Origin of the sequence: Botrimarina mediterranea, from assembly GCF_007753265.1 — a bacterium.
GTDB lineage: Bacteria > Planctomycetota > Planctomycetia > Pirellulales > Lacipirellulaceae > Botrimarina > Botrimarina mediterranea.
The window spans coordinates 1,126,181-1,144,997 of sequence record NZ_CP036349.1 but is presented as its reverse complement, the minus strand read 5'-3'; the positions used below and the strand labels follow the sequence as shown (position 1 = coordinate 1,144,997).

Below are 18,817 nucleotides of genomic sequence, written 5' to 3'. Positions count from 1 at the left end.
AGCCCGGCGCAGTGAGTCTGCGTTTACTCCCGCCGTAACAGACTGGATTTTCTTCGCGTCAAACACATCAGCCGCACGTCCAACTCGAACTGCGCTAACAGTAGATTGGGTATTTCTATAGGGAGCAAATGGCTGGCCATCCACTGTCGCTAGATCATTTGCATAGGCTTGCTTGCTCCCGAAGCGCCCAGCATCAACGTAAACCGGGACTGGCACCGGTACACGAACGGGTACGTAAACGGTGGGTGGCGACACTATTTTAGGCTGCATCAGCCGGCACCCCGCAAACTGAATTAACAGTATGCTGGCTAGAAATATGCCGAGTCGCATAGGGCCCTCCTTGCTGGCCTACGATTTCCTCCCAAGCAAATACGCGCCGCAAGGATTGCTTACTGTCTGGCGTCCGCGGGATTAGCCGTTCAAAGAAAGTCGGAGTTCTGCGTCATTACGTCCGAATGGAACGTCTAGAGCGATTATTCAGATGCTTCGATACCGGCGTTCAAAACGCCCCTTCGATATGCACCACCTTCACCGGCCGCTTCGCTTCCACCGGCCAGACGATCCCCACCACGTCGAAGCGTAGCGGGTGGTCTTCCAGGTCGTGTGTGCGGAGGAACGACCACGCGGCGCGGGTGAGGCGACGCTGCTTCTCTGGCGTGACGGCTTCGGCGGGGGCGCCGGCGTGTTCGTTGCGGCGTGTTTTGACTTCGACGAAGACCAGCCGCCGTTCGGGCGTCCGCTCGTCGATTGTCACGAGGTCGAACTCGCCAAAGCGGTTGCGTTCGCCGGCGAGCAGCACGCGGTGGCCCTTACGCCGCAAGAGGCGGGCGGCGAAGCGCTCGCCGCGCTGACCGAGAGGTATCGGGCGTTGAAGAGATTGGAACCAACTCATGGTTCCACAGTTGAACCACAAAGGAACGAAGGAACAAAGGAAAACTTCGTTCCTTCGTTCCTTGGTGGTTCGCTTCGTTGGGAGCGGGTACCCGGGGCGCCCCCCTCCCCCCGTTTCCCAAAGAAAAAGGCCTCCCCACAAGAGAGGAGGGGGAAAAAGAAAAAAACGATCAGCTTTCAGCCCGAGGGCCAAAAGCTGATCGCTGAATGCTGACCGCTAAGCCGCGAGCGGCTTTAGCCCTTGGCGCCCTTGGCGATGTCGCGGCGGCGTTCGCGGAGGCGGGTCGCCTTGCCGACGCGGTCGCGCAGGTAGTAGAGCTTCGCGCGGCGGACGACGGCCGAGCGGGTCACTTCGACCTTGGCGATCTTCGGCGAGTGGATCGGGAACTTGCGCTCGACGCCCTCGTTGTTGACGATCCGACGGACCGTGAACATCTCCTTGACGCCGGCGCCGCTGCGGGCGATCACCACGCCGGAGAAGACCTGGATGCGTTCCTTGTTGCCTTCCAGGATCCGGGTGTGCACATCGACGGTGTCGCCGACTTCAAACTGCGGCACGTCCGCGGACTTGAGGGAGGTCTTTTCGACGATGTCGAGGAGCGGGTGGGCGGACATGGCTTTGCTTGGTGGATAGGGTAGTTTTTTTACTTAAGCGAAGTTGCGGCGATTCGTGGCTAACTTTCGCGAAATGTCGAAGTGTCGTGATTCATGTTCGCTCGCGGTGGTGAATCTGCCGCGGTGTTGCTTAAATCGCTTATTGCAGTGTTCGCATTCGTGATAAGACCAAGCGTCAGGAGCACGTTCTCCATCGACCTCAATGGTGGCCCTTACGAAGTTCACCATCTTCAGCCGCTTTTGACCACATGCAGGACAGATGCCTCGTCGAATCCTGAGCCAGTAGCCCACGGCTAGATAGAGAAACACCGGGACGGCGACGACTGAAATACAGATGAGCACTCCTAGCATAGGTTTGCTCATGCTATCTCAACCTTCTCTTACTCGGATCTAGCCGCAGCTACTCTCTCCTCGTCTCTTGTTCGTTCTAGCTTTCGCATCCCGTTCGCGCCAGGCGGCGATCTCGGGGTGGTTTCCGCTCAGCAGCACCTCGGGAACCTCGAGGCCGCGGTACTCACGGGGTCGCGTGTACTGGGCGTATTCGAGGGTCCGGCCGGCGCGGCTGAACGAGTCTTCTTGGCTGCTGGTTTCGTCGCCGAGGACGCCCGGCACCAGCCGGACGACCGCGTCGATGATCGTCATCGAGGCGACCTCGCCCCCGTTGAGGACGTAATCGCCGATCGACACCTCTTCGGGCTGCAACAGGTCCACGACGCGTTGGTCGAAGCCCTCGTAGCGGCCGCACAGCATCACGATTCGCTTGGAAGTCGCCAGGTCTTCGACAAACGGCTGGTCGAGCCGGCGGCCTTGAGGGGTCATCAGCAAGAGGCGACCCGGTCCGCATTGAGAACCTGGTGCGCCATCGATCGCTTGGACCGCCTCGACCGCCTCGACCACGGGGCCGGGCATCAGCAGCATGCCGGGGCCGCCGCCGAAGGGTTTGTCGTCAACTTGTCGGTGCTTCCCCGTGGCCCAGTCCCGCACGTTGTGCAGGTGGACCGATGTCAGGCCGCGGTCGATCGCCAGCTTGAGCAGGCTTTGCGTCAAGTACCCGGAGAAGATCTCCGGGAAGAGCGTCAGCACGTCGAAACGCATGGCGCTGTCCGTTCGCTAAGCCTCAAGCGGCTGCGGAGGCCGCGACTTCAATAGTAGCTCACTCAGCGGCGGCGGGTTCGGCGGGCGCCTCTTCGGCGGCCGGGGCCTCGGCGCTCGCCTCTTCCGCGGCGGGCTCGTCGGCCTTGGGCTTGGAGGCCGGCTCGCCCGCGTCGGGGATCGTGTAAGGCATCGAAAGCTTCTCCACGGCCGCCCTCTGGGCGTCGACGTGGGTGCCGTTGGTGCCGTACTTCTTGAGTAGGATGGCGACCTTCTCCGACGGCAGCGCGCCGACGCTCAGCCAGTGATCGACGCGCTCGTTCTTGAGCACGACGCGGGCGTCGGCGTCGGGGACCATTGGGTCGTAGGTGCCGAGCTCTTCGAGAACGCGACCGTCACGGGGAGCCCGCTTGTCGGTGGCGCAGATACGGAAGAAGTGCCGGTGGGCGCGGCCCATCTTCTTCATGCGGATAACGACTGCCACGTTCGCTTTTCTCCTGCGGGGCCACGGGCGGGGGGAGCGTGGTTCGCTCGCTGCCCTGCGGTGCCATTACTGGGGCCAAGGGGTGTTCTGGGAATCCGCAAGTATGGCGATCCCGGGGGGGATCGCACAACCCCTGTTGAGCTTGAAGCTAGCGGGGGTTTTCCCGGGGCCAAAGTATCGGGCGAGTCGGGAGCGTCGGCGACCGGAGGAACCCTGGTACCCGCCGCCCTCCGGTCGCTGACGCTCCCGGCTCGCCTACAGCTCAGATCGTGCACTCAACTGCGCGGGGCCGGTGAGCGACGCAGACGGCCGCCAGGGCCGCCAGGGCCGCGGCGGCGGGCTCGGGGATGGCGGAGGCGGGCACAGCAGCCGTCGCCCCGTAGTTGGCCGCCCAGCGGTCGTACTGGGCCGAGCCGACGACGCCCCCCTCGAGGACGCCATCCACGTCGTTCGGCAGCATGCCGACGGGTTGGCCGAAGTTATCCCGCCAGACCGTGTAGTCGGCGGCGTCGACCGAGCCGTCGTCGTTGAAGTCGCCCGGCAGCACGGCGGACTCGAAGTCCGAGAGCCGCAGCTCGCCGGCCGCGGTATCGACCGTGACGACGTACGACCCAAGGCCGTCAACCGTCGCCAGACGGGCGCCGCTGGCGATGTTCGAGAACGACCCCGAGAGCGCTCCGGCAGTGAGCACCGTCAGCTCCGCCAACGGATCGGCGGGAAACGCGGCCAGCGCCAGGGACAACTGCCCATCGAGTGACACGTCGCCGGCAACGCTGAGCAGATCGTGCGAGGAAGAACCGATCTCGATCTCCAGGCGACCGCCCCTCTGCAAGCTGAGTGAAGCCGCCGATAGTGAGCCGATACCCCCGAGCCCCGGCGCAATGACGCCCAAGTTCTGAGCGGTGACGGCGCCGACCGAGCCGGTCCCGCCTAACTCGGCGAGCGAGACGGTGACCGCTCCGGCGCTGCCGCTCACCAGCAGCGTCCCGCTGGTGACCACATAGGGTCCCGTCGAAGTGTTATTGCGTGACAGCGTCGTGACTCCCGGGCCGGTGTGGCGGAACGTCAGCGATCCAGCGACGAGCGTGTCGAAGTCAAGCGAGCCGGAGTGGTTGACCTCGAGCGTCGCCGAGCCGTTTACCACGTCTCCGTTAAGGCCAACCGCGTCGCCACCGGCGCCGATCTGTAGCACGCCATCGATGACGCGCGTGGCGCCGCTGTAAGCGGCGACGGCGGGGTTGGTGAAGATCGTGCGACCCGCGCCGCGTTTAGCGACTGACGCTCCGGTCAGCTGCGGCGCGGTGAGCGAGTCGTCAATCACGCCGTTGACGACCGTTCGGCCGACGCCGTCGAACGTCCATTCGCGGACATCGGTCGTGCTAGAGGCGTAGATCGGACCGTTGAACGTGAGGGTTGTGCTCGCGCTCATCTGGTTGATGACACTGCGACCGTTGGACTGGAACACCGTGCCGTCGAGCACGATGGCGTTGGACCCCGAGAAGACCACGTCGCGGGCGATCTGAATCTCGTTGGCGAGGTTTCGTGTCCCCTTGCCGTCGGCGCTGCGGATCACCTTTAGTTCGTTGCCGCCGCTGATGACGATCCGGCCCAGGCCCAGTGACGTGTCGGTGTGGATGGTGTGCGTCGAGCCCACGTTGGGGTCGTTGTCGCCGAGTTGGGTGACGCCGGTGTTGGTGTTCGGAGCGACGTGGTCGAAGTCGCCACGGGCGAAGATGACGCGTCCTCCCGGGGCGGCGCCGTCGGAGATCGAGCCGTTGAGCACCACCTGCGAGACGCCGCCGTTGACGAAGCGGAGGTCGCCCGGCGCGCCAGGCGTGTCGGAGAGGAGCACCGGGCCGTTGATGCTGAGGGTGCGGTCGGTGTTGTTGGTGACGGTGCGTTGGAAGGCGTCGGGGCTGCCGTTGATAAGGTCACCGTCGAGCACGAGCGAAGAGGTGGCGTTGGTGAGCTCGAGTGAACCGTCGAGCAACAGATCGACCGTCAAGCGATTGCTGCTAAAGACGCCGCCGGCGGGCTCGATCCGATTGGCCGTGAGCGTTGCGCCACCCGAGCCCGCGATGACGGTTTCGCCGACGCTGCTAGAGCCCATCCGTAACACGTCGAGGGCGACGCTCGTCGCGCCAAGGTCCATCGTGTTGGCCGTGGCCCAGGACCCCGTGATGGTGGCGCTGTCGCGCGTGCCGGGCTGGGGCGCCTCGCCGGGCCACGCGCTGAACGAGCCGCTGCCGCCGGACCAGTTGGAAGGATTCGTCCACGCCGGCGCGCCGGCGGGCCCGACGAAAATGAAGGTCTCCTGGGCGTCGGCGGCTAGCGGGCAGAGCAGCAACGTGGCAAGCGCGACGGTGCGCATCGGGGGACTCTCCGGGAGATGAGACGCAAGACAAGCACGACGTCATCGTTAGGTGATGACGCTGGTCTCTGCACCCTATCAACCGCTCGCTTAGAGCGGGGTGATGGTGTCGCAAAACGGGGGCGTTTAGCGACTCACACGACGGGCGTCGTGAGCACTCCCATGACCGCGATGGACTTGCTCAGCTGGTCGCACGACCTACGTCGTGGGCCAGCCGAGAGCCGCCGCGCGACGCTATTTCTTTCGCTGCTTCTTGAGCTGCTTGAGCCGTTTCTGGCGTTCCTTCTGAGCCAGGGCTTTGTCCTTGGTGGACAGACGCTTACCGGTCGATTGCTTCTTCTTGCCCATCATGCCCCCGCCGCCGCCCGCCATCTGGGCTTGGACCTCGCGCATCATCTTCATCCGGTCGCCGACGCCCTTGCCGGCCATCATCGTCATGATCGGGGCGATCGTGTCGAACTGCTTCACGAGGTCGTTCACCGCCGAGGGCTCGACCCCGGCGCCGGCGGCGATGCGGCGGCGGCGGCTCTGGTCGATCACCTTCGGCTTGCGGCGCTCGGCCATGGTCATCGAGTGGATGATGCCTTGCAGCCGGCGGAGGTCCCCTTCGGCGTCTAGGTCGTCGAGCTGGCCGAGCATCGAGCCCATGCCGGGGATCATCCCCAGGACCTTCTTCAGCGGACCCAGCCGCTTGATCTGCTGCATCTGCTTCAAGAAATCGTCGAGCGTGAACTCGCCCTTGGCGAGCTGCTCTTCGAGCCGCTTGGCCTCGTCCTCGTCGAACTCCTGCTGCGCCTTCTCGACGAGCGACATGATGTCGCCCTGGCCGAGGATGCGGCCCGCCATCCGCTCCGGGTGGAACGGTTCGAGGTTCTCGAGGTGCTCGCCCGTTCCCATGAACTTCAGCGGGACGCCCGTGACCTCTTTGACGCTGATCGCCGCGCCGCCACGGGCGTCGCCGTCGAGCTTCGTCATGATGACGCCGTCGAGCTCAAGCGCTTCGTTGAACGCTTTGGCGCTGTTGACGGCGTCTTGGCCCGTCATGCCGTCCACGACTAGGTAAACCTGATCGGGGTGGCAACGCTGGTCGATCTGCCGCAGCTGCTGCATCAACTCGTCGTCGATGTGCAGCCGGCCCGCCGTGTCGAGGATCACCACGTCCGCCTCGAGCTTCTTGGCGCGCTCGACGGCGTTGGCGGTGACTTTGACCGGGTCCTGCGTCGTGCGGTCGCTGTAAACCGGGATATCGAGCTGCTCGCCGAGGACGTGCAGCTGGTCGATCGCCGCGGGACGCTGGAGGTCGGCGGCCACCAGGAGGGGCCGCCGGCCGTTCTCCTTGAGCATCTTGCCAAGCTTGCCGCAGGTCGTGGTCTTGCCCGAGCCCTGCAGGCCGCACATCATCAGGACCGTGACCTCGCCCTTCCCCTTCAGGTGGAGCGAGTGGTCCACCGGGCCCATCAGGTTCACTAGTTCCTGATAGATGATGCCCATCACCTGTTCGTTGGGCCGCAGCGACGACAGGACCTTTTCGCCGAGCGATTGCTCGCTGACCCGCTTCATGAAGGCGCCGACTACGTCGTAGCTGACGTCGGCCTCCAGCAGGGCCTTCTCGACGAGCTTCAGCCCCTCCCGCATGTTCGACTCGGTCAGCTTCCCCTGACCGCGGAGCGTCTTGAACGCGGCGCCGAGGTTTTCTTGGAGGGCGTCGAACATGTGTCCTGGGAAGGGTTTGTGGCGATCGGAGCAGGTCGTAACAACGGATCGGGCGAACCCGATAGTCTACGGCCCGCGCCGCTGGGGGGGCAACCAGTGGGCATTTCACCCCGAGAAGCGAGAAGAAGTGGGTTAACCCTTCGGCTTCCCGCGGTATTTAGGGAAGCAAGTTCTCACTCGCTCCCCGCAACTCCCGAGCCTCCATGCGCCTCCACGCCCCATCTGTGATCGCCGCGGCAGCAATAAACCTCCTCGCCGTCGGCGCCTCGATTTCGATTGCCGCCGACTTCGAGATCACCGTCAACGCCGCCGAGACGCCGCACCTCAAGGAGTGGGCCGAGGAGTCGAAAGAACTGCTGCTGAAGTGGAAGCCGCGGCTGGTGAACCTGCTGTCGTCGCCGGGGTTCGAGGCGCCCACCTCGGCGGAGATCGTCATGCGGAAGACCGACGAAGGCGTCGCCGGCACCGCCAACGGCAAGATCTACGTCTCGTCGCACTGGATCGAGAAGCACCCCGAGGACATCGGCCTGATGGTCCACGAGTTGGTCCACGTGATCCAGGATTACCCGAACGGGGCCGAGTTCTGGATTTGCGAGGGGATTGCCGACTACATCCGCTGGGCCATTTATGAAGGGAAGGAGCAGGACTGGTTCCAGCGGCCCAAGGAAGAAGGCGGCTACAAGCAGGGCTACCGCGTGGCCGGCGGCTTCCTGCTGTGGATCGAGTCGAACGACGGCCCGGGAATCGTCAACAAGCTCAACCGCGCTCTCCGCGAAGGTGAGTACAAGCCCGAGCTATTCGAGGAAGCGACCGGCAAGACTCTCGACGAGCTGTGGGACGCCTACACGGCCGAGGGCTGATCCGGATCGGGCTTGAGCCGCGTCCGTTTGCCACATGGACGCCGACCTACGGCGCGAGAGGATAGGGGCTGACGGGCCGCATGCCGTCGGCTCGTCCTACCTCGCCCGGGAGGCTCGAGCCATGAAGCGCACGAACGTCAACGCGGTGGTCGATGCCCTTGCAGCCGTCGAAGCGATGGTGCTGCTCTCGACGGGGCTGCTGATCTGGTGGCGTTTGCCGCCCGGCACAGGCCATTCAACAACCGTATGGTCACTCGACCGTCATCAATGGGGCGACCTCCACGCCTGGGTCGCGATGGCGATGGTCGTGACCCTCCTTGTGCATCTCGCGCTGCACTGGAAGTGGATCGTCTGCGTCCTCTCCGGGCAGGACACGGCGACAAAGCGACGCCGTCAGTTGGCCGGACTCGTCACGCTTGGCGCCGTGTTGTTCGCCGCAGCGTCGCCGTTCATCGCGCCCATCGAGGTCCGGCAGCAGGCGGCCCGGGGACACGGGCCGCAGGCCGAGTCGGCGCTATCCGTTGATCACGAAGCGGGGCGCCTTTCACTCAATGGGCGGATGACCGTCGGCGAGGCGGCCGGGGTTCTCGGCAAGAGTTTTGTCGATTTAGAGGCTCAGATCGGCCTGCCTGGCGGGGTGAGTGAGGAGGAGCGGCTCGGCCCCCTCGCCCGGGAGTTGGGAATCTCGATGGCGGAGCTGCGCGAGCGGCTAGCCCAGTAGGGCCCCTTGAAGGTCAACTACCCCCCCCGACGCGGGGAGCGGGGTTAAACTGCTGGATCGGGTCGGCTCCCGTTTCGGCGGCGTCGAGGACCGCAATCCGTTACGAGCCATGACCTTCCGCGCTCTAATCCCGAATTGCGTAACGGATCTGGAGTTTTTTCTGAAAAAATCCGCTCCGATTCGGGATTAAGTTAGAGGCCCCGCGCTGCCATCTAAAGTTACAACTCTGCCGGCTCTCGAGCCGCTTCTCTGCTAACTCTCCTTCGATCGACCGCATGTTTAAGCAAGCTCTCGCTGTTGCTCTGTGTCTCTTCCCCGCCGCCGCTTCGCTGGCCGATGAGCCGCGGCGTGAACCGATGACGACCACCTGGGGCGACAAGGTCACTGCCGACAACGTCTGGCAGGAGTACCCCCGCCCGCAACTCGAGCGGAGCGACTGGACCAACCTCAACGGCAAGTGGTCCTACGCCGTCACGCCGAGCGAGTCGGTCACCACGCCAGAAGAGTGGGACGGCGAGATCCTGGTGCCGTTCTGCCTTGAGTCGCACCTCGGTGGCGTGAAGCGTGAGCTGCAGAGCGACGAGGCCCTGTGGTACCGCCGGACGTTCGACGCCAAGAAGACCGGGGGCAAGCGCACGCTGCTCAACTTCGAAGCCGTCGACTACGCCTGCCAGGTGTGGGTTAACGGCAAGTCGGTCGGCACGCACCGCGGCGGCAACACGCCGTTCTGGTTCGACGTGACCGATGCTTTGAAGTACGGCGAGAACGAATTGACGGTCCGCGTCATTGACGCCACCGAGGACTGGCAGCTCCGCGGCAAGCAAGTCCGCCGTCCCAACGGCATCTGGTACACACGCGTCTCGGGCATCTGGCAGACGGTATGGCTCGAAGAAGTCGACGAGGCTTGGATCGCCGACCTCGACATGACGACCGACGCCGACGAGGGCACGATCAAGATCAAGGCCGATGTCGAAGGCGACGACGACTACAAGTTCACCGCGCGCGTGCTGGAGGACGGGAAGGAAGTCGTTGCGAACACGGCAAGCGGCGACGAAGTCACGCTGACCGTCCCCGACGCCAAGCTCTGGTCGCCGAAGAGCCCGCACCTCTACGAACTTGAGTTGACGCTCACGACGCCCGATGGCGACGTCATCGACAAGGTGAAGTCCTACGCCGGTATTCGCTCGGTAGGCACGACCAAGGACAAGGACGGCCACCTCGTCCTCACGCTCAACGGCGAGCCGATCTTCCACTGGGGCCCGCTCGACCAGGGCTGGTGGCCGGACGGCTTGCTGACGCCCCCTTCGGACGAGGCGATGCTCTCCGACGTGGAGTACCTCCGCGACGCGGGTTTCAACATGATCCGCAAGCACATCAAGGTCGAGCCGCGCCGCTACTACTACCACTGCGACCGCCTCGGCATGATGCTCTGGCAGGACCAAGTGAGCGGCGGCCCGAGCCCCAAGTGGACGCGCCTCGCGCCGGACCCCGAGGACGCCAACTGGCCGGACGCGCGCCACGATCAGTGGATGCTTGAGCTCGAGCGCATGATCGACGAGCTCGACAGCCACCCGTCGATCGTCGTCTGGGTGCCGTTCAACGAAGCCTGGGGCCAGCACCGCACCGTCGAGGTCGGCGAGTGGCTCGTGAAGCGCGACCCGTCGCGGATCGTCAACGTCGCCAGCGGCGGCAACTTCTGGCCCGCCGGTCACATCGTTGACCACCACGCCTACCCGCACCCCGACTTCCCGTTTAACCGCGGCAAAGAGGGTCGCTTCGATGGCTTTGTGAAGGTCGTCGGCGAGTTCGGCGGCCACGGCTTCCCCGTCGAGGGTCACCTCTGGCGCCCGGGCAGCCACAACTGGGGCTACGGCGGTCTGCCTAAGGACGAGGCCGAGTACCTCGACCGTTACCGCGAGTCGCTCCGCAAGCTAGGCGAACTCCGCAGCAAGGGCATCGCCGCGGGCGTTTACACGCAAACGACCGACGTCGAAGGCGAGATCAACGGCCTGCTGACGTACGACCGCCGCGTCACCAAGATCCCGGCGAAGGAACTGGCGGAGATCGCCGAAGGGTCGCTCTTCAGCAAAGAGAAAGAATGAGCCGTCGGCGCTAGCCGCGGGTAGCACGATGATACGGCTTGCGTTGCAAACGCTCACACCGCAAGAACCGGGGGCTAAGGCCCCGCGGCTGATGGGTTAACCGCCATCATCAGCCGGCACGGCTTAGCGTCCGGTTCTTCGCGGCACGTCGCGCTCACGCCGCCGCGCGAACATCGCTGAGCAGCAGCTCCAACCGCCGCTTGCTCTTCCCCCAATCGATCCACTGCCCCTCAATCAGGGTGGCGGCGTCGATCCGAGCGCCGCGAGCGTCACGACGCACCGCAACAATCATCTTCCCGCCGAGCGCCCACACGTCCGATGGCAGCGTCGCGGTGATGGTGCAACCATCGTCGTGCTGCTCGACGCCAAGCACCTCCTGCCCGCGCCGCGCCAGCGAGCACAGCACCCGCACGATCGCCTCGCCCACGGGAGTGGCGACCGTATCGCTACGCTCCTTCCCGGTCTTCACGCCCCACGAGGCATAAAGCGGCTGGACAACGCCAGCCAGCTTCTCCATCGGCACGCCGGGCGTCAGGTTCTCCGCCAGCGAAAGAATCTGCTCCCCGCTGAGCCCCTTCTTGGCCTGAGCCGCTGCCTGCGCAACGCGCTGCTTCACCTCCGGGACGCTAGCAATCACTTCGTAGCTGATGGCGCTCCGCCAATCGACATCGAGGAACTCGACTTCGGCGACTTCCGCCCCAAACCGGAGCGAATGCCCACAGCCAGAGCAGAAGTTGCCCTGCGCGCGGCGCCCGCAGTGCGAGCAGAAGTGGATGGCGTCGCTAGCGTCTTGGCGTTCCATGCCGAAACCTCGATTTGAGAGGGCGTCCCATAATCGATATCGGCAACCGGAGCCTTCGGCCGTGCGTGCCGGTCCCAAGAATGGAAACGCAATGGGCGTGAAGAGCACCAGAGACGTCTAACCGCCGACGACACTCGCTGCGAGCCGGTCGATTACATCCGTTCGACGACGCGGATCCCCAGCAGCGCGAGCCCCGTCTCCAGTGTCCGCGCCACAAGGTCGCACAGCAGCAGCCGGCTCTTCTTGGTCGCTTCGTCCTCGGCCTTCAGCACGGGGCATTGCTCGAAGAACTCCGCGAAGCGGCCGGCGACGTCGAACAGGTAGCCCGTCAGGTAGTGGGGGCGGTACTCGGCAGCGACGCGTTCGAGGGCTTCGCTGAACCGTAGCAACTCGATGCCCAACGCGCGCTCGGCGGGTTCGGTCAGTCTTAGCTCCGCGTCGGAAGACCGGAGGGCGGTAGGATCGATGCCGCTCTTACCAAAGATGCTCTTCACACGCGCGACGCTGTACTGCATGTACGCGGCCGTGTTGCCGGTCATCGCGAGCATCTTGTCGTAGCTGAAGACGTAGTCGCTGGTGCGGTTGTGGGCGAGGTCGGCGTACTTGATGGCGCCGATGCCGATCCGCTCGGCGACCTCAGCACGCTCAGCGTCGGTCTCGAGGATGCTGCTCTTGTCGGCAATCGCGCGGGCGCACTCGACGGCCTCATCAAGGAGGCCCATCAACCCGACGGCCGAGCCGCTGCGCGTCTTGTAGGGCCTGCCGTCTTCGCCGAGCACGGTGCCGAACGACACGTGCGTCAGCTCTTGGTCGTAGCCCCACAGCCTGGCGGCGGCGACGAGTTGCTCGAAGTGGAGCGACTGACGGTGATCAACGACGTACAGCACCGCGTCGGGCGCCCACTCCTTGGCGCGATACTCGATCGTCGCCAGGTCGGTCGTCGCGTAAAGGAAGGCGCCATCCTTCTTCTGCACGATTAAGGGCGCCTCGTAGCCCTCAAGGAAGACGCACTGCGCGCCGTCCGACTCGCGGGCGAGACCCTTCGCTTTGAGATCATCGACAACAGGCGCCAAGCGGTCGTGATAAAAGCTCTCGCCGAGCGTGTGGTCGAACGACACGCCGAGGCGGTCGTAAGTCAGTTGCAACTCGGCGAGACACGCCGGCAGGAACCTCTCCCAGAGACCGACGTTCTCCGCGTCACCGGAGTGCAGCTTCGCCGTCTCCGCCAGCGCCGACGCACCGATCGCCGGGTGCTCGCTGCTGAGCTTCGAGAGAACCGGGTCGGCCTCGAACGCGGCGACCTTCGCCTCGGTGGCTTCGATCTCTTTCCGCAGCTCGACAACGGCGCCTTCCGCCTGACGCAGCTTCTTGGCGATCGCCTTGTCCTCCTTGGCGTCGCCGCTCGGTCCTGCGGCCTTGAGGTCCTCGACCCGCTCTTCGGCCGCTGCGAGCTTCTCAGCCAGCGTCGGCAACGTCTCGGCGACCGTGGCTTGGTAGTCGCCGATCTGATTCACAAGCTTGTAGAGCCGGCCCAGCTCCGCGACGGGCGCCGCTGCGAGCGCGACCTCGTCGCGGAAGTTTTTGTAGCCGTAGATGATCATGCCAAACTGGGTGCCCCAGTCGCCGATGTGGTTGTCGGTGATCACCTCGTTGCCCAGGTAACGCAGGACGTTCGTCAGCGCGTCGCCGATGACGGTCGAGCGGATGTGCCCGACGTGCATCGGCTTAGCGACGTTGGGGCTCGAGTAGTCGATGACGTACTTGCGCGGCGTCGCCGTGGGCGCAACGCCGAGGTGCTCGTCGGTCAACGCGGCGGTTAGCTGTTTGGTCAGCCACGCGTCCTGGAGTCGCAGGTTGATAAACCCCGGGCCGGCGATCTCGGGCGGCTCGCACATCGCGGCGAAGCCGTCTTGCTCGCTCAGCCGCTGGACGATCTGGGCAGCCACGTCGCGCGGCGCCTTGCCGAGCTGCTTCCCCAGGGGCATCGCGCAGTTGGCTTGGTAGTCGCCGAACTTTGGGTCCTGGCTCGGGAGGACCATCTCGGACAGCTTGGCAGGGTCTTCGGCGAGGCCAGAGAGAGCGGCAGTAAATCGGCGGCGGAGCTCAGCGAGGGCGTTCATGCCAAGAGAATGGCTGGGGGGCTGCTGGGCTGCAAGGCGGGCAGGTCTCGCGCAGAGACGCGGAGACGCAGAGGGGTGTGCGGGTGGACTCACGCAAAGGCGCAAAGGAGCGAAGCTGATGTCGCTCCTACAAGGAATGTGGGAGGGGTCTCCAGACCCCGATTACGGTGTCCACACCGCAACGGCATGGTGCGCGTAATCGGCGTCTGGAGACGCCTCCTACAATTTGCCTTACTATGCGCGAGACATAACGGCCCAGGACTCTGCGTCTGGAGCGTCTCTGCGCGACACCTTAAGCCTCTGGCGCGGGATCCGACGGCAGCGGGACTTTGACTGCGTCGGTCCACAGGTCCTCCAGCGCGTAGAAATCGCGCGTTTCGGCGTCGAACAGGTGCACGACGATCGAGCCGTAGTCCAGCAGGATCCAGCGGCTCTCGGCGTAGCCTTCGATCCCCATCCGGGGTTCGCCAAGGTCGTCCTCGAGGCAGTGATCGATCTCTTCGCTGATCGCGTGCAGCTGCCGACGGTTGGTGCCGGTGGCGATGACGAAGTAGTCGAAGACCGGCGTGACTTCGCGCAGGTCGAGGACCGTGATGTTCTCACCGCGGTTGTCGGCGGCGATCCGCGCGGCGGCCAGCGCCAGCTGGAGGCTGGTGGCCTCTCCCCGCTTGATGGCGGAGGCGTCGGTCGCGGTTTCGGTCTCGTGGGTGATCGCAGGCTCCAGAAGGCTAGCAGGCATGGGTGACGATTCTCCTCGTCGGTAGTTGATTGTAATCGACCCTTCGCCAAGGGGCGACGCCCTGGCGCCGGGCCTTTTGACCCCGGAGTTGCCCTCCGGAGCGCATGATCGGACCGAGGCAGGCGGTAGGTCGACAGCGGATTGGCCCCGGGTGGCCCTCTAGCCCTGATTTCCTACACTCTTCGCGCAGGGCTCGGCGGTTCTTCACGGGACGGCCGCGGCTCGCCGCGATTTCCCGTTCCGTTGAGCCCTCAAAGCCCCGCCCGAGACATGGCAACCGAAGACGCCCCCACCTGGATCGAAGCCGGCGCCAAAGCGCCCGCCTTCACCCTGACAGCCGACGACGGCCAGAAGGTTCGGCTCTCCGACCTCAAAGGCCGGCCAGTGGTGCTTTATTTTTACCCCGCGGACGACACCCCTGGCTGCACCAAGGAGGCCTGCGCGTTCCGCGACGCCCAGGCGAAGCTCGCGGGGAGCGAGGCGGTGGTCCTCGGCGTCAGCCCCGACGATGTCGCCAGCCACGAGAAGTTCCGCGACAAGTACTCGCTCAACTTCCCGCTCCTTGCCGACCCCGACCACAAGGTGGCCGACAAGTACGGCGCCTGGCGTGAGAAAAACATGTACGGCAAGAAGTCGATGGGCATCCAGCGGAGCACATTCCTGATCGACGCCGATGGCAAAGTAGCGAAGGTGTGGAAGCGCGTCAGCGTCGACGGCCACGACGAGCAAGTGCTCAATGCGCTAGCGGAGCTGAAGGCCAACTCCTGAGAAAACTTTCGGCGGAACAGGTTTTTGGCGTCACAAAGGTTGCTCCAGAGGTTCACGACGCCTCGTGAACAGCTCGTCGCGACCTTCGTGCCCGTCGTGGTGAGATGCCTTGTATTGCAGCTAGCAACCGGCTGAGACTGCGCGAAACCATGCACGGTTGGCTGCGTCTCGATGGGTTCCACCCGATGGCGGGGGCATCCGCCCTTTTTTTCGGTAAACCCCCGGGTGAAATGCACTAGCGAGCCGGCGCCGCGACGAAATAATCTTTAGGAACCGACTCGATCTGCACCTCGTCTGAAATCTTCCTGCTTGTCACCCGCGGCCGGCTGGCGGAACGGCTGCCGCGACGCTTTCGCCCCAGGCGAAGGGCTTGTCGCCTGCTCTTCGGAGATGCGCGATGGAATGCGATCACGTCTTTGTCGTCCTGACGGCGGGCCCCTTCCCAGCGGGCCGTCCGAGCGACGCCGCCGTCAATCGCCACCTGATGGCCTGCGCGGAGTGCCGCCGCATCGCCGAGGCGCTACGGCCGTACGACGAGCAGACGCACGAGGCGCTGACCGCACGGGAGCGAGCGGCTTTGCCACGCTACCGGGGCGTGAGTCGGCCGGTGACGACCATGGCGGCCGTGTCGCCCAACGGCGTGGCGATGGCGGGAAACCCCGGCCGCCCCGCGGCTAGCGACTGGCGGCGGCAGTTCTCCGTTGGAGGCGTCGAGTCACAAGTCGCATCGTTCCTCCTGGCGCCGCGCCCACGGACGGCCACCATGGCCGAAGCCCTTTCGATGCTCGCGACCCTCGCCATCGCAGCAGCGGCCTTCTGGTGCCTGGGGATGCTGGCTCTCTGAGCGGGGCTCAAAATCCGGACGCCTCGGTCTGCCGGACGGCGCCATACATCAGCCGCGGAGCCGCCGCCTTGGGCTTTAGCGATACAATCGGCGATCCCCGCACGGGGTCCGGTTAGTCCGGCGGCGCCGGCAAGAGAAATCTCAACTTCCGGCCGCTAGCCCCGCTAGTTGCGAATCCGCGACGTACTTTTCAGATGGCGGACGCCTCGGCCCGCTCCTCGTCTAAGCCCACTCTGCATTGGCTCCGCGGCTGAACCGTCGGCGCCGAATTCCGGTCTCGGAGGGTCCCGATCCCATGGGTGACTGCGCGCCTCAAATTGACGCTCCCCCCGAAGCTTTCAGGCAACAGGCGGAATGCGAACTCTTGGGAACCTGCGCCCACGAGAGGCGGGGCGCCGATCGTCGTGAGTTCAGTTACCGCTTGGCGTTGACGCCGATCAACGAGGCGACGGGCAAACCGGCAGCGGACGCAGAACCCACTTACGTTGTCGGCCGCGATGTAAGCGCGCGGGGCATCGGGCTGGAGCACACCGAGGCCCTCCCCTACCGCCGCGTGCGGATGCGGGCGGCCGACCCGCGTCTCGAAGAAATCGGGCTAGGCGGGCTACAGATCGATGTGACGCTCCGCTGGTGTCGTTTCGTCGGCCCCGGGCGATACGAGAGCGGCGGACGAGTGACGCGCAGCAACTTGCCGCTTGGATAGCTGTGGACGGCGCCGCCCGTTAAATAACCTACAGGAGACCTCTCATCATTCCGCTCGCCACCCCACCACAACCCAGCCATCGTGGATCTCGATCCCCTCCATGTGAAGGTTCTCCACCGGGCCTTCGCGCTTCGTGAGATCGATCGGATCGATGTCCACGGTCTGCGGGATACGATTGCCCTTGTTGATGGCGTCCGAGAGGTTGGTGCGTAGCCCGACCTCGGAGCTCGAGAGCTGCCCGCCCGACGCGGGGTCGAAACGCGTCGGCAGGACGTCCACGTCCCCCTGGCGGACGAGCTGCCAACGGCCCTCGACCTGTTGCGGTTCGAAGACCGCCACGAGGTCCCAGTTGTCATAGCTCTTGTCTTCGACGCGGATCTGCTCGGTGTGGATGATCGCTTTGATCCTCCCCTCGTGCAGTTCGACCGAGATCGGCCGGTCGGCCCGCAGCCGCATCGACCAAGCCTGGAACTCCTCGCCCTCGGCGGGCTGGTCGGCCTTCAGTTCGAGCCACGAGGGCGTGACGATGTTGATCCGCGTCGGCTCCTCAACCGATTCGCGCCGCAACGTCGCGCCGCCGAGGTAGGAATCCAGGAGGTTGTTGATCGCGGTCTGGTGCAGCCGCGCGCTGATCGGCGCGGGCAGCGGCGCCGGCGGCTCGCCCCAGGCGGCCAATTGGCTCTCGCCGGCCATCACGGCGTCGAGCGTCAGCGAGTGCGATGTCGTGTGGTAAACGATGCTCCGTGGCGTGGCCCGGCGCTGGCGGAGTTGGCGGGTGACGCGGGCGTCGTAGTCGCCGCGGGCCTCCGTGATGCGCAGGCCGAGCTCTTCGTTGAGCCGGTTCCTGACACGGACCTCGGCGTGGTCTGAAGCGATCGCATCGGCGCGGGCCTTCTGCTCTGCAACACGCTGGCGGGCGATCCGCTCGATCAATCGGCTGCCGAGCCCGCCGCCGATCTTCGAGACGCCTTGCGTCCTGGTGCGGGTCGTCGCGTTGGCGCTCGCCGGCGAGAGGTCGAAACGCTCGTCGCTGAGCGTCACGAGCTTCGACGCCGCAAACGTTGTGGTCCCCACGCTGCGGATCTGCACCGGGCCGTTGACGCCCACCGTGTTGGAGCGGGTCGAACCCGTCAGAGTGAACAACAGTCGCGCGCGGCCGTCAGATGGAAGCGTCGAGACACTCACCACGCCGTTCGTCAGACCCGTGCCGCGGATGCTGGTGCCGAGGATGCAATCGGTGAGCGGTCCGCAATCGTTGATCGCGCGGCCGGCGAGTTTGTTGAGCGTCGGCGTGTCGACCTCGACGTAGGCGTTCGGCGCGCCGAACTCGCCCCGCACCTGCGCCGCGAGCGAATCGTCCCTATCGAGCGAATCGAGCCCGGCGAGCAGCGCCAGCCGGCGTTCGACCTCGTGGCTGCCGCGGGCCGACTTCAGCGCCGCCTCGTCGGCGAGCCGTTCGGCGACGCCATCGACGGTCGCCTCGAAGGACTGCTTCTGCCGCTCGGCCGGCGCCGGGGCGAACGACGCCACGACGATGTAGTCCTCCAGTGCATCGGCGACCGCCTGGAGCTCCGGCCGGTCGAGACCGTCCGCGCCCGAGCCGAGCCGGCGGAGCGTCTCCCGCGCGGCGGCCAGGTCTGGCTCGGCGTCGGGGGCGAGTTGCTTCTGCACGCCCTCCCACGCCAGGAACGACAGCCAGCGGCGGCCGAACTCCGATTCGGGGTTCACCAGTCGCTCGACGGCGTAGACCTGCTCCGCGAGCCGGCCACGCGACGCGGCCAAGTCCTCGGCCGTGAGCGGCTGGAACGAAGACTTGGCCGCGTCGGCGAGCGACCGATAGTCTTGAGCGAGCGAAACCGTGGCGGGGGCGATAACGACGCTTAGGGCGAGCGTCAGATTGCGGATCAGGAACATCAGGAAGGCCTGGGGGATTAACGCTAGCGGGCCGGCCCCTGCTGGGCAGCCATCTGGGCAATCTAGGCTGGCAAGGGG

At 65.3% G+C, this 18,817-nt stretch carries 16 protein-coding genes; 6 read left to right on the top strand and 10 right to left on the bottom strand.

Going from position 1 to position 18,817, the window contains the following annotated elements; genetic code table 11:
* Window positions 1–499 precede the first annotated feature (499 nt).
* From Spa11_RS04530 to ffh, 6 genes are all read right to left on the bottom strand, one after another.
* Window positions 500–892, bottom strand: a complete 393-nt coding sequence (locus Spa11_RS04530; protein WP_145108542.1) for a YraN family protein — start codon at window positions 890–892, stop codon at window positions 500–502.
* Between the two features lie 233 nt (window positions 893–1,125).
* Entirely contained in the window at window positions 1,126–1,506 is a 381-nt protein-coding gene (gene rplS / locus Spa11_RS04525) for a 50S ribosomal protein L19 (protein WP_145108539.1), read from the bottom strand.
* A 390-nt stretch (window positions 1,507–1,896) separates the two neighbouring features.
* Window positions 1,897–2,601 (bottom strand): tRNA (guanosine(37)-N1)-methyltransferase TrmD, encoded by a 705-nt coding sequence (trmD, locus tag Spa11_RS04520; RefSeq protein WP_145108536.1) that lies wholly within the window; start codon window positions 2,599–2,601, stop codon window positions 1,897–1,899.
* A gap of 58 nt (window positions 2,602–2,659) precedes the next feature.
* A complete protein-coding gene (gene rpsP / locus Spa11_RS04515) occupies window positions 2,660–3,082 on the bottom strand; it encodes a 30S ribosomal protein S16 (protein ID WP_231933139.1) in 423 nt (140 codons plus the stop codon).
* A gap of 262 nt (window positions 3,083–3,344) precedes the next feature.
* The gene (locus tag Spa11_RS04510) at window positions 3,345–5,453 is read right to left on the bottom strand and encodes an autotransporter-associated beta strand repeat-containing protein (protein WP_145108533.1); all 2,109 of its coding nucleotides are present in this window, start codon (window positions 5,451–5,453) and stop codon (window positions 3,345–3,347) included.
* A gap of 234 nt (window positions 5,454–5,687) precedes the next feature.
* Window positions 5,688–7,166, bottom strand: coding sequence for a signal recognition particle protein (gene ffh / locus Spa11_RS04505; protein WP_145108530.1), 1,479 nt, complete (start codon window positions 7,164–7,166; stop codon window positions 5,688–5,690).
* A gap of 203 nt (window positions 7,167–7,369) precedes the next feature.
* On the opposite strand from ffh, the gene Spa11_RS04500 reads away from it, so the two are divergent.
* The 3 genes from Spa11_RS04500 to Spa11_RS04490 all read left to right on the top strand — a co-directional run bounded on the left by Spa11_RS04500 (window position 7,370) and on the right by Spa11_RS04490 (window position 10,849).
* Window positions 7,370–8,026: a basic secretory protein-like protein gene (locus Spa11_RS04500; protein ID WP_145108527.1), complete on the top strand. Its 657-nt coding sequence runs from the start codon at window positions 7,370–7,372 to the stop codon at window positions 8,024–8,026.
* Window positions 8,027–8,147: 121 nt separating this feature from the next.
* Entirely contained in the window at window positions 8,148–8,747 is a 600-nt protein-coding gene (locus Spa11_RS04495; RefSeq protein WP_197529737.1) for a DUF4405 domain-containing protein, read from the top strand.
* A gap of 275 nt (window positions 8,748–9,022) precedes the next feature.
* Window positions 9,023–10,849 carry a glycoside hydrolase family 2 protein gene (locus Spa11_RS04490; RefSeq protein WP_145108521.1) on the top strand — a complete coding sequence of 609 codons (1,827 nt, stop codon included), beginning with the start codon at window positions 9,023–9,025 and terminating at the stop codon, window positions 10,847–10,849.
* Between the two features lie 154 nt (window positions 10,850–11,003).
* On the opposite strand, the gene Spa11_RS04485 is transcribed toward Spa11_RS04490, so the two are convergent.
* The 3 genes from Spa11_RS04485 to rsfS all read right to left on the bottom strand — a co-directional run bounded on the left by Spa11_RS04485 (window position 11,004) and on the right by rsfS (window position 14,510).
* The gene (locus Spa11_RS04485; protein ID WP_145108518.1) at window positions 11,004–11,651 is read right to left on the bottom strand and encodes a hypothetical protein; all 648 of its coding nucleotides are present in this window, start codon (window positions 11,649–11,651) and stop codon (window positions 11,004–11,006) included.
* A gap of 152 nt (window positions 11,652–11,803) precedes the next feature.
* The gene (gene argS, locus Spa11_RS04480; RefSeq protein ID WP_145108515.1) at window positions 11,804–13,771 is read right to left on the bottom strand and encodes an arginine--tRNA ligase; all 1,968 of its coding nucleotides are present in this window, start codon (window positions 13,769–13,771) and stop codon (window positions 11,804–11,806) included.
* A 292-nt stretch (window positions 13,772–14,063) separates the two neighbouring features.
* Complete coding sequence (rsfS, locus tag Spa11_RS04475; RefSeq protein WP_145108512.1) at window positions 14,064–14,510, bottom strand: ribosome silencing factor; 447 nt, start codon at window positions 14,508–14,510, stop codon at window positions 14,064–14,066.
* A 270-nt stretch (window positions 14,511–14,780) separates the two neighbouring features.
* Between rsfS and bcp the strand changes: the two genes are divergently transcribed.
* The 3 genes from bcp (at window position 14,781) to Spa11_RS04460 (ending at window position 16,825) form a co-directional block, all read left to right on the top strand.
* Entirely contained in the window at window positions 14,781–15,278 is a 498-nt protein-coding gene (bcp, locus tag Spa11_RS04470; protein ID WP_145108509.1) for a thioredoxin-dependent thiol peroxidase, read from the top strand.
* Between the two features lie 397 nt (window positions 15,279–15,675).
* Window positions 15,676–16,122 carry a hypothetical protein gene (locus tag Spa11_RS04465; protein ID WP_145108506.1) on the top strand — a complete coding sequence of 149 codons (447 nt, stop codon included), beginning with the start codon at window positions 15,676–15,678 and terminating at the stop codon, window positions 16,120–16,122.
* Window positions 16,123–16,486: 364 nt separating this feature from the next.
* A complete protein-coding gene (locus tag Spa11_RS04460; protein WP_145108503.1) occupies window positions 16,487–16,825 on the top strand; it encodes a hypothetical protein in 339 nt (112 codons plus the stop codon).
* A gap of 45 nt (window positions 16,826–16,870) precedes the next feature.
* Here the strand turns inward: Spa11_RS04460 and Spa11_RS04455 are convergent, their stop codons facing one another.
* A complete protein-coding gene (locus Spa11_RS04455) occupies window positions 16,871–18,739 on the bottom strand; it encodes a hypothetical protein (protein WP_145108500.1) in 1,869 nt (622 codons plus the stop codon).
* Between the last annotated feature and the right edge of the window lie 78 nt (window positions 18,740–18,817).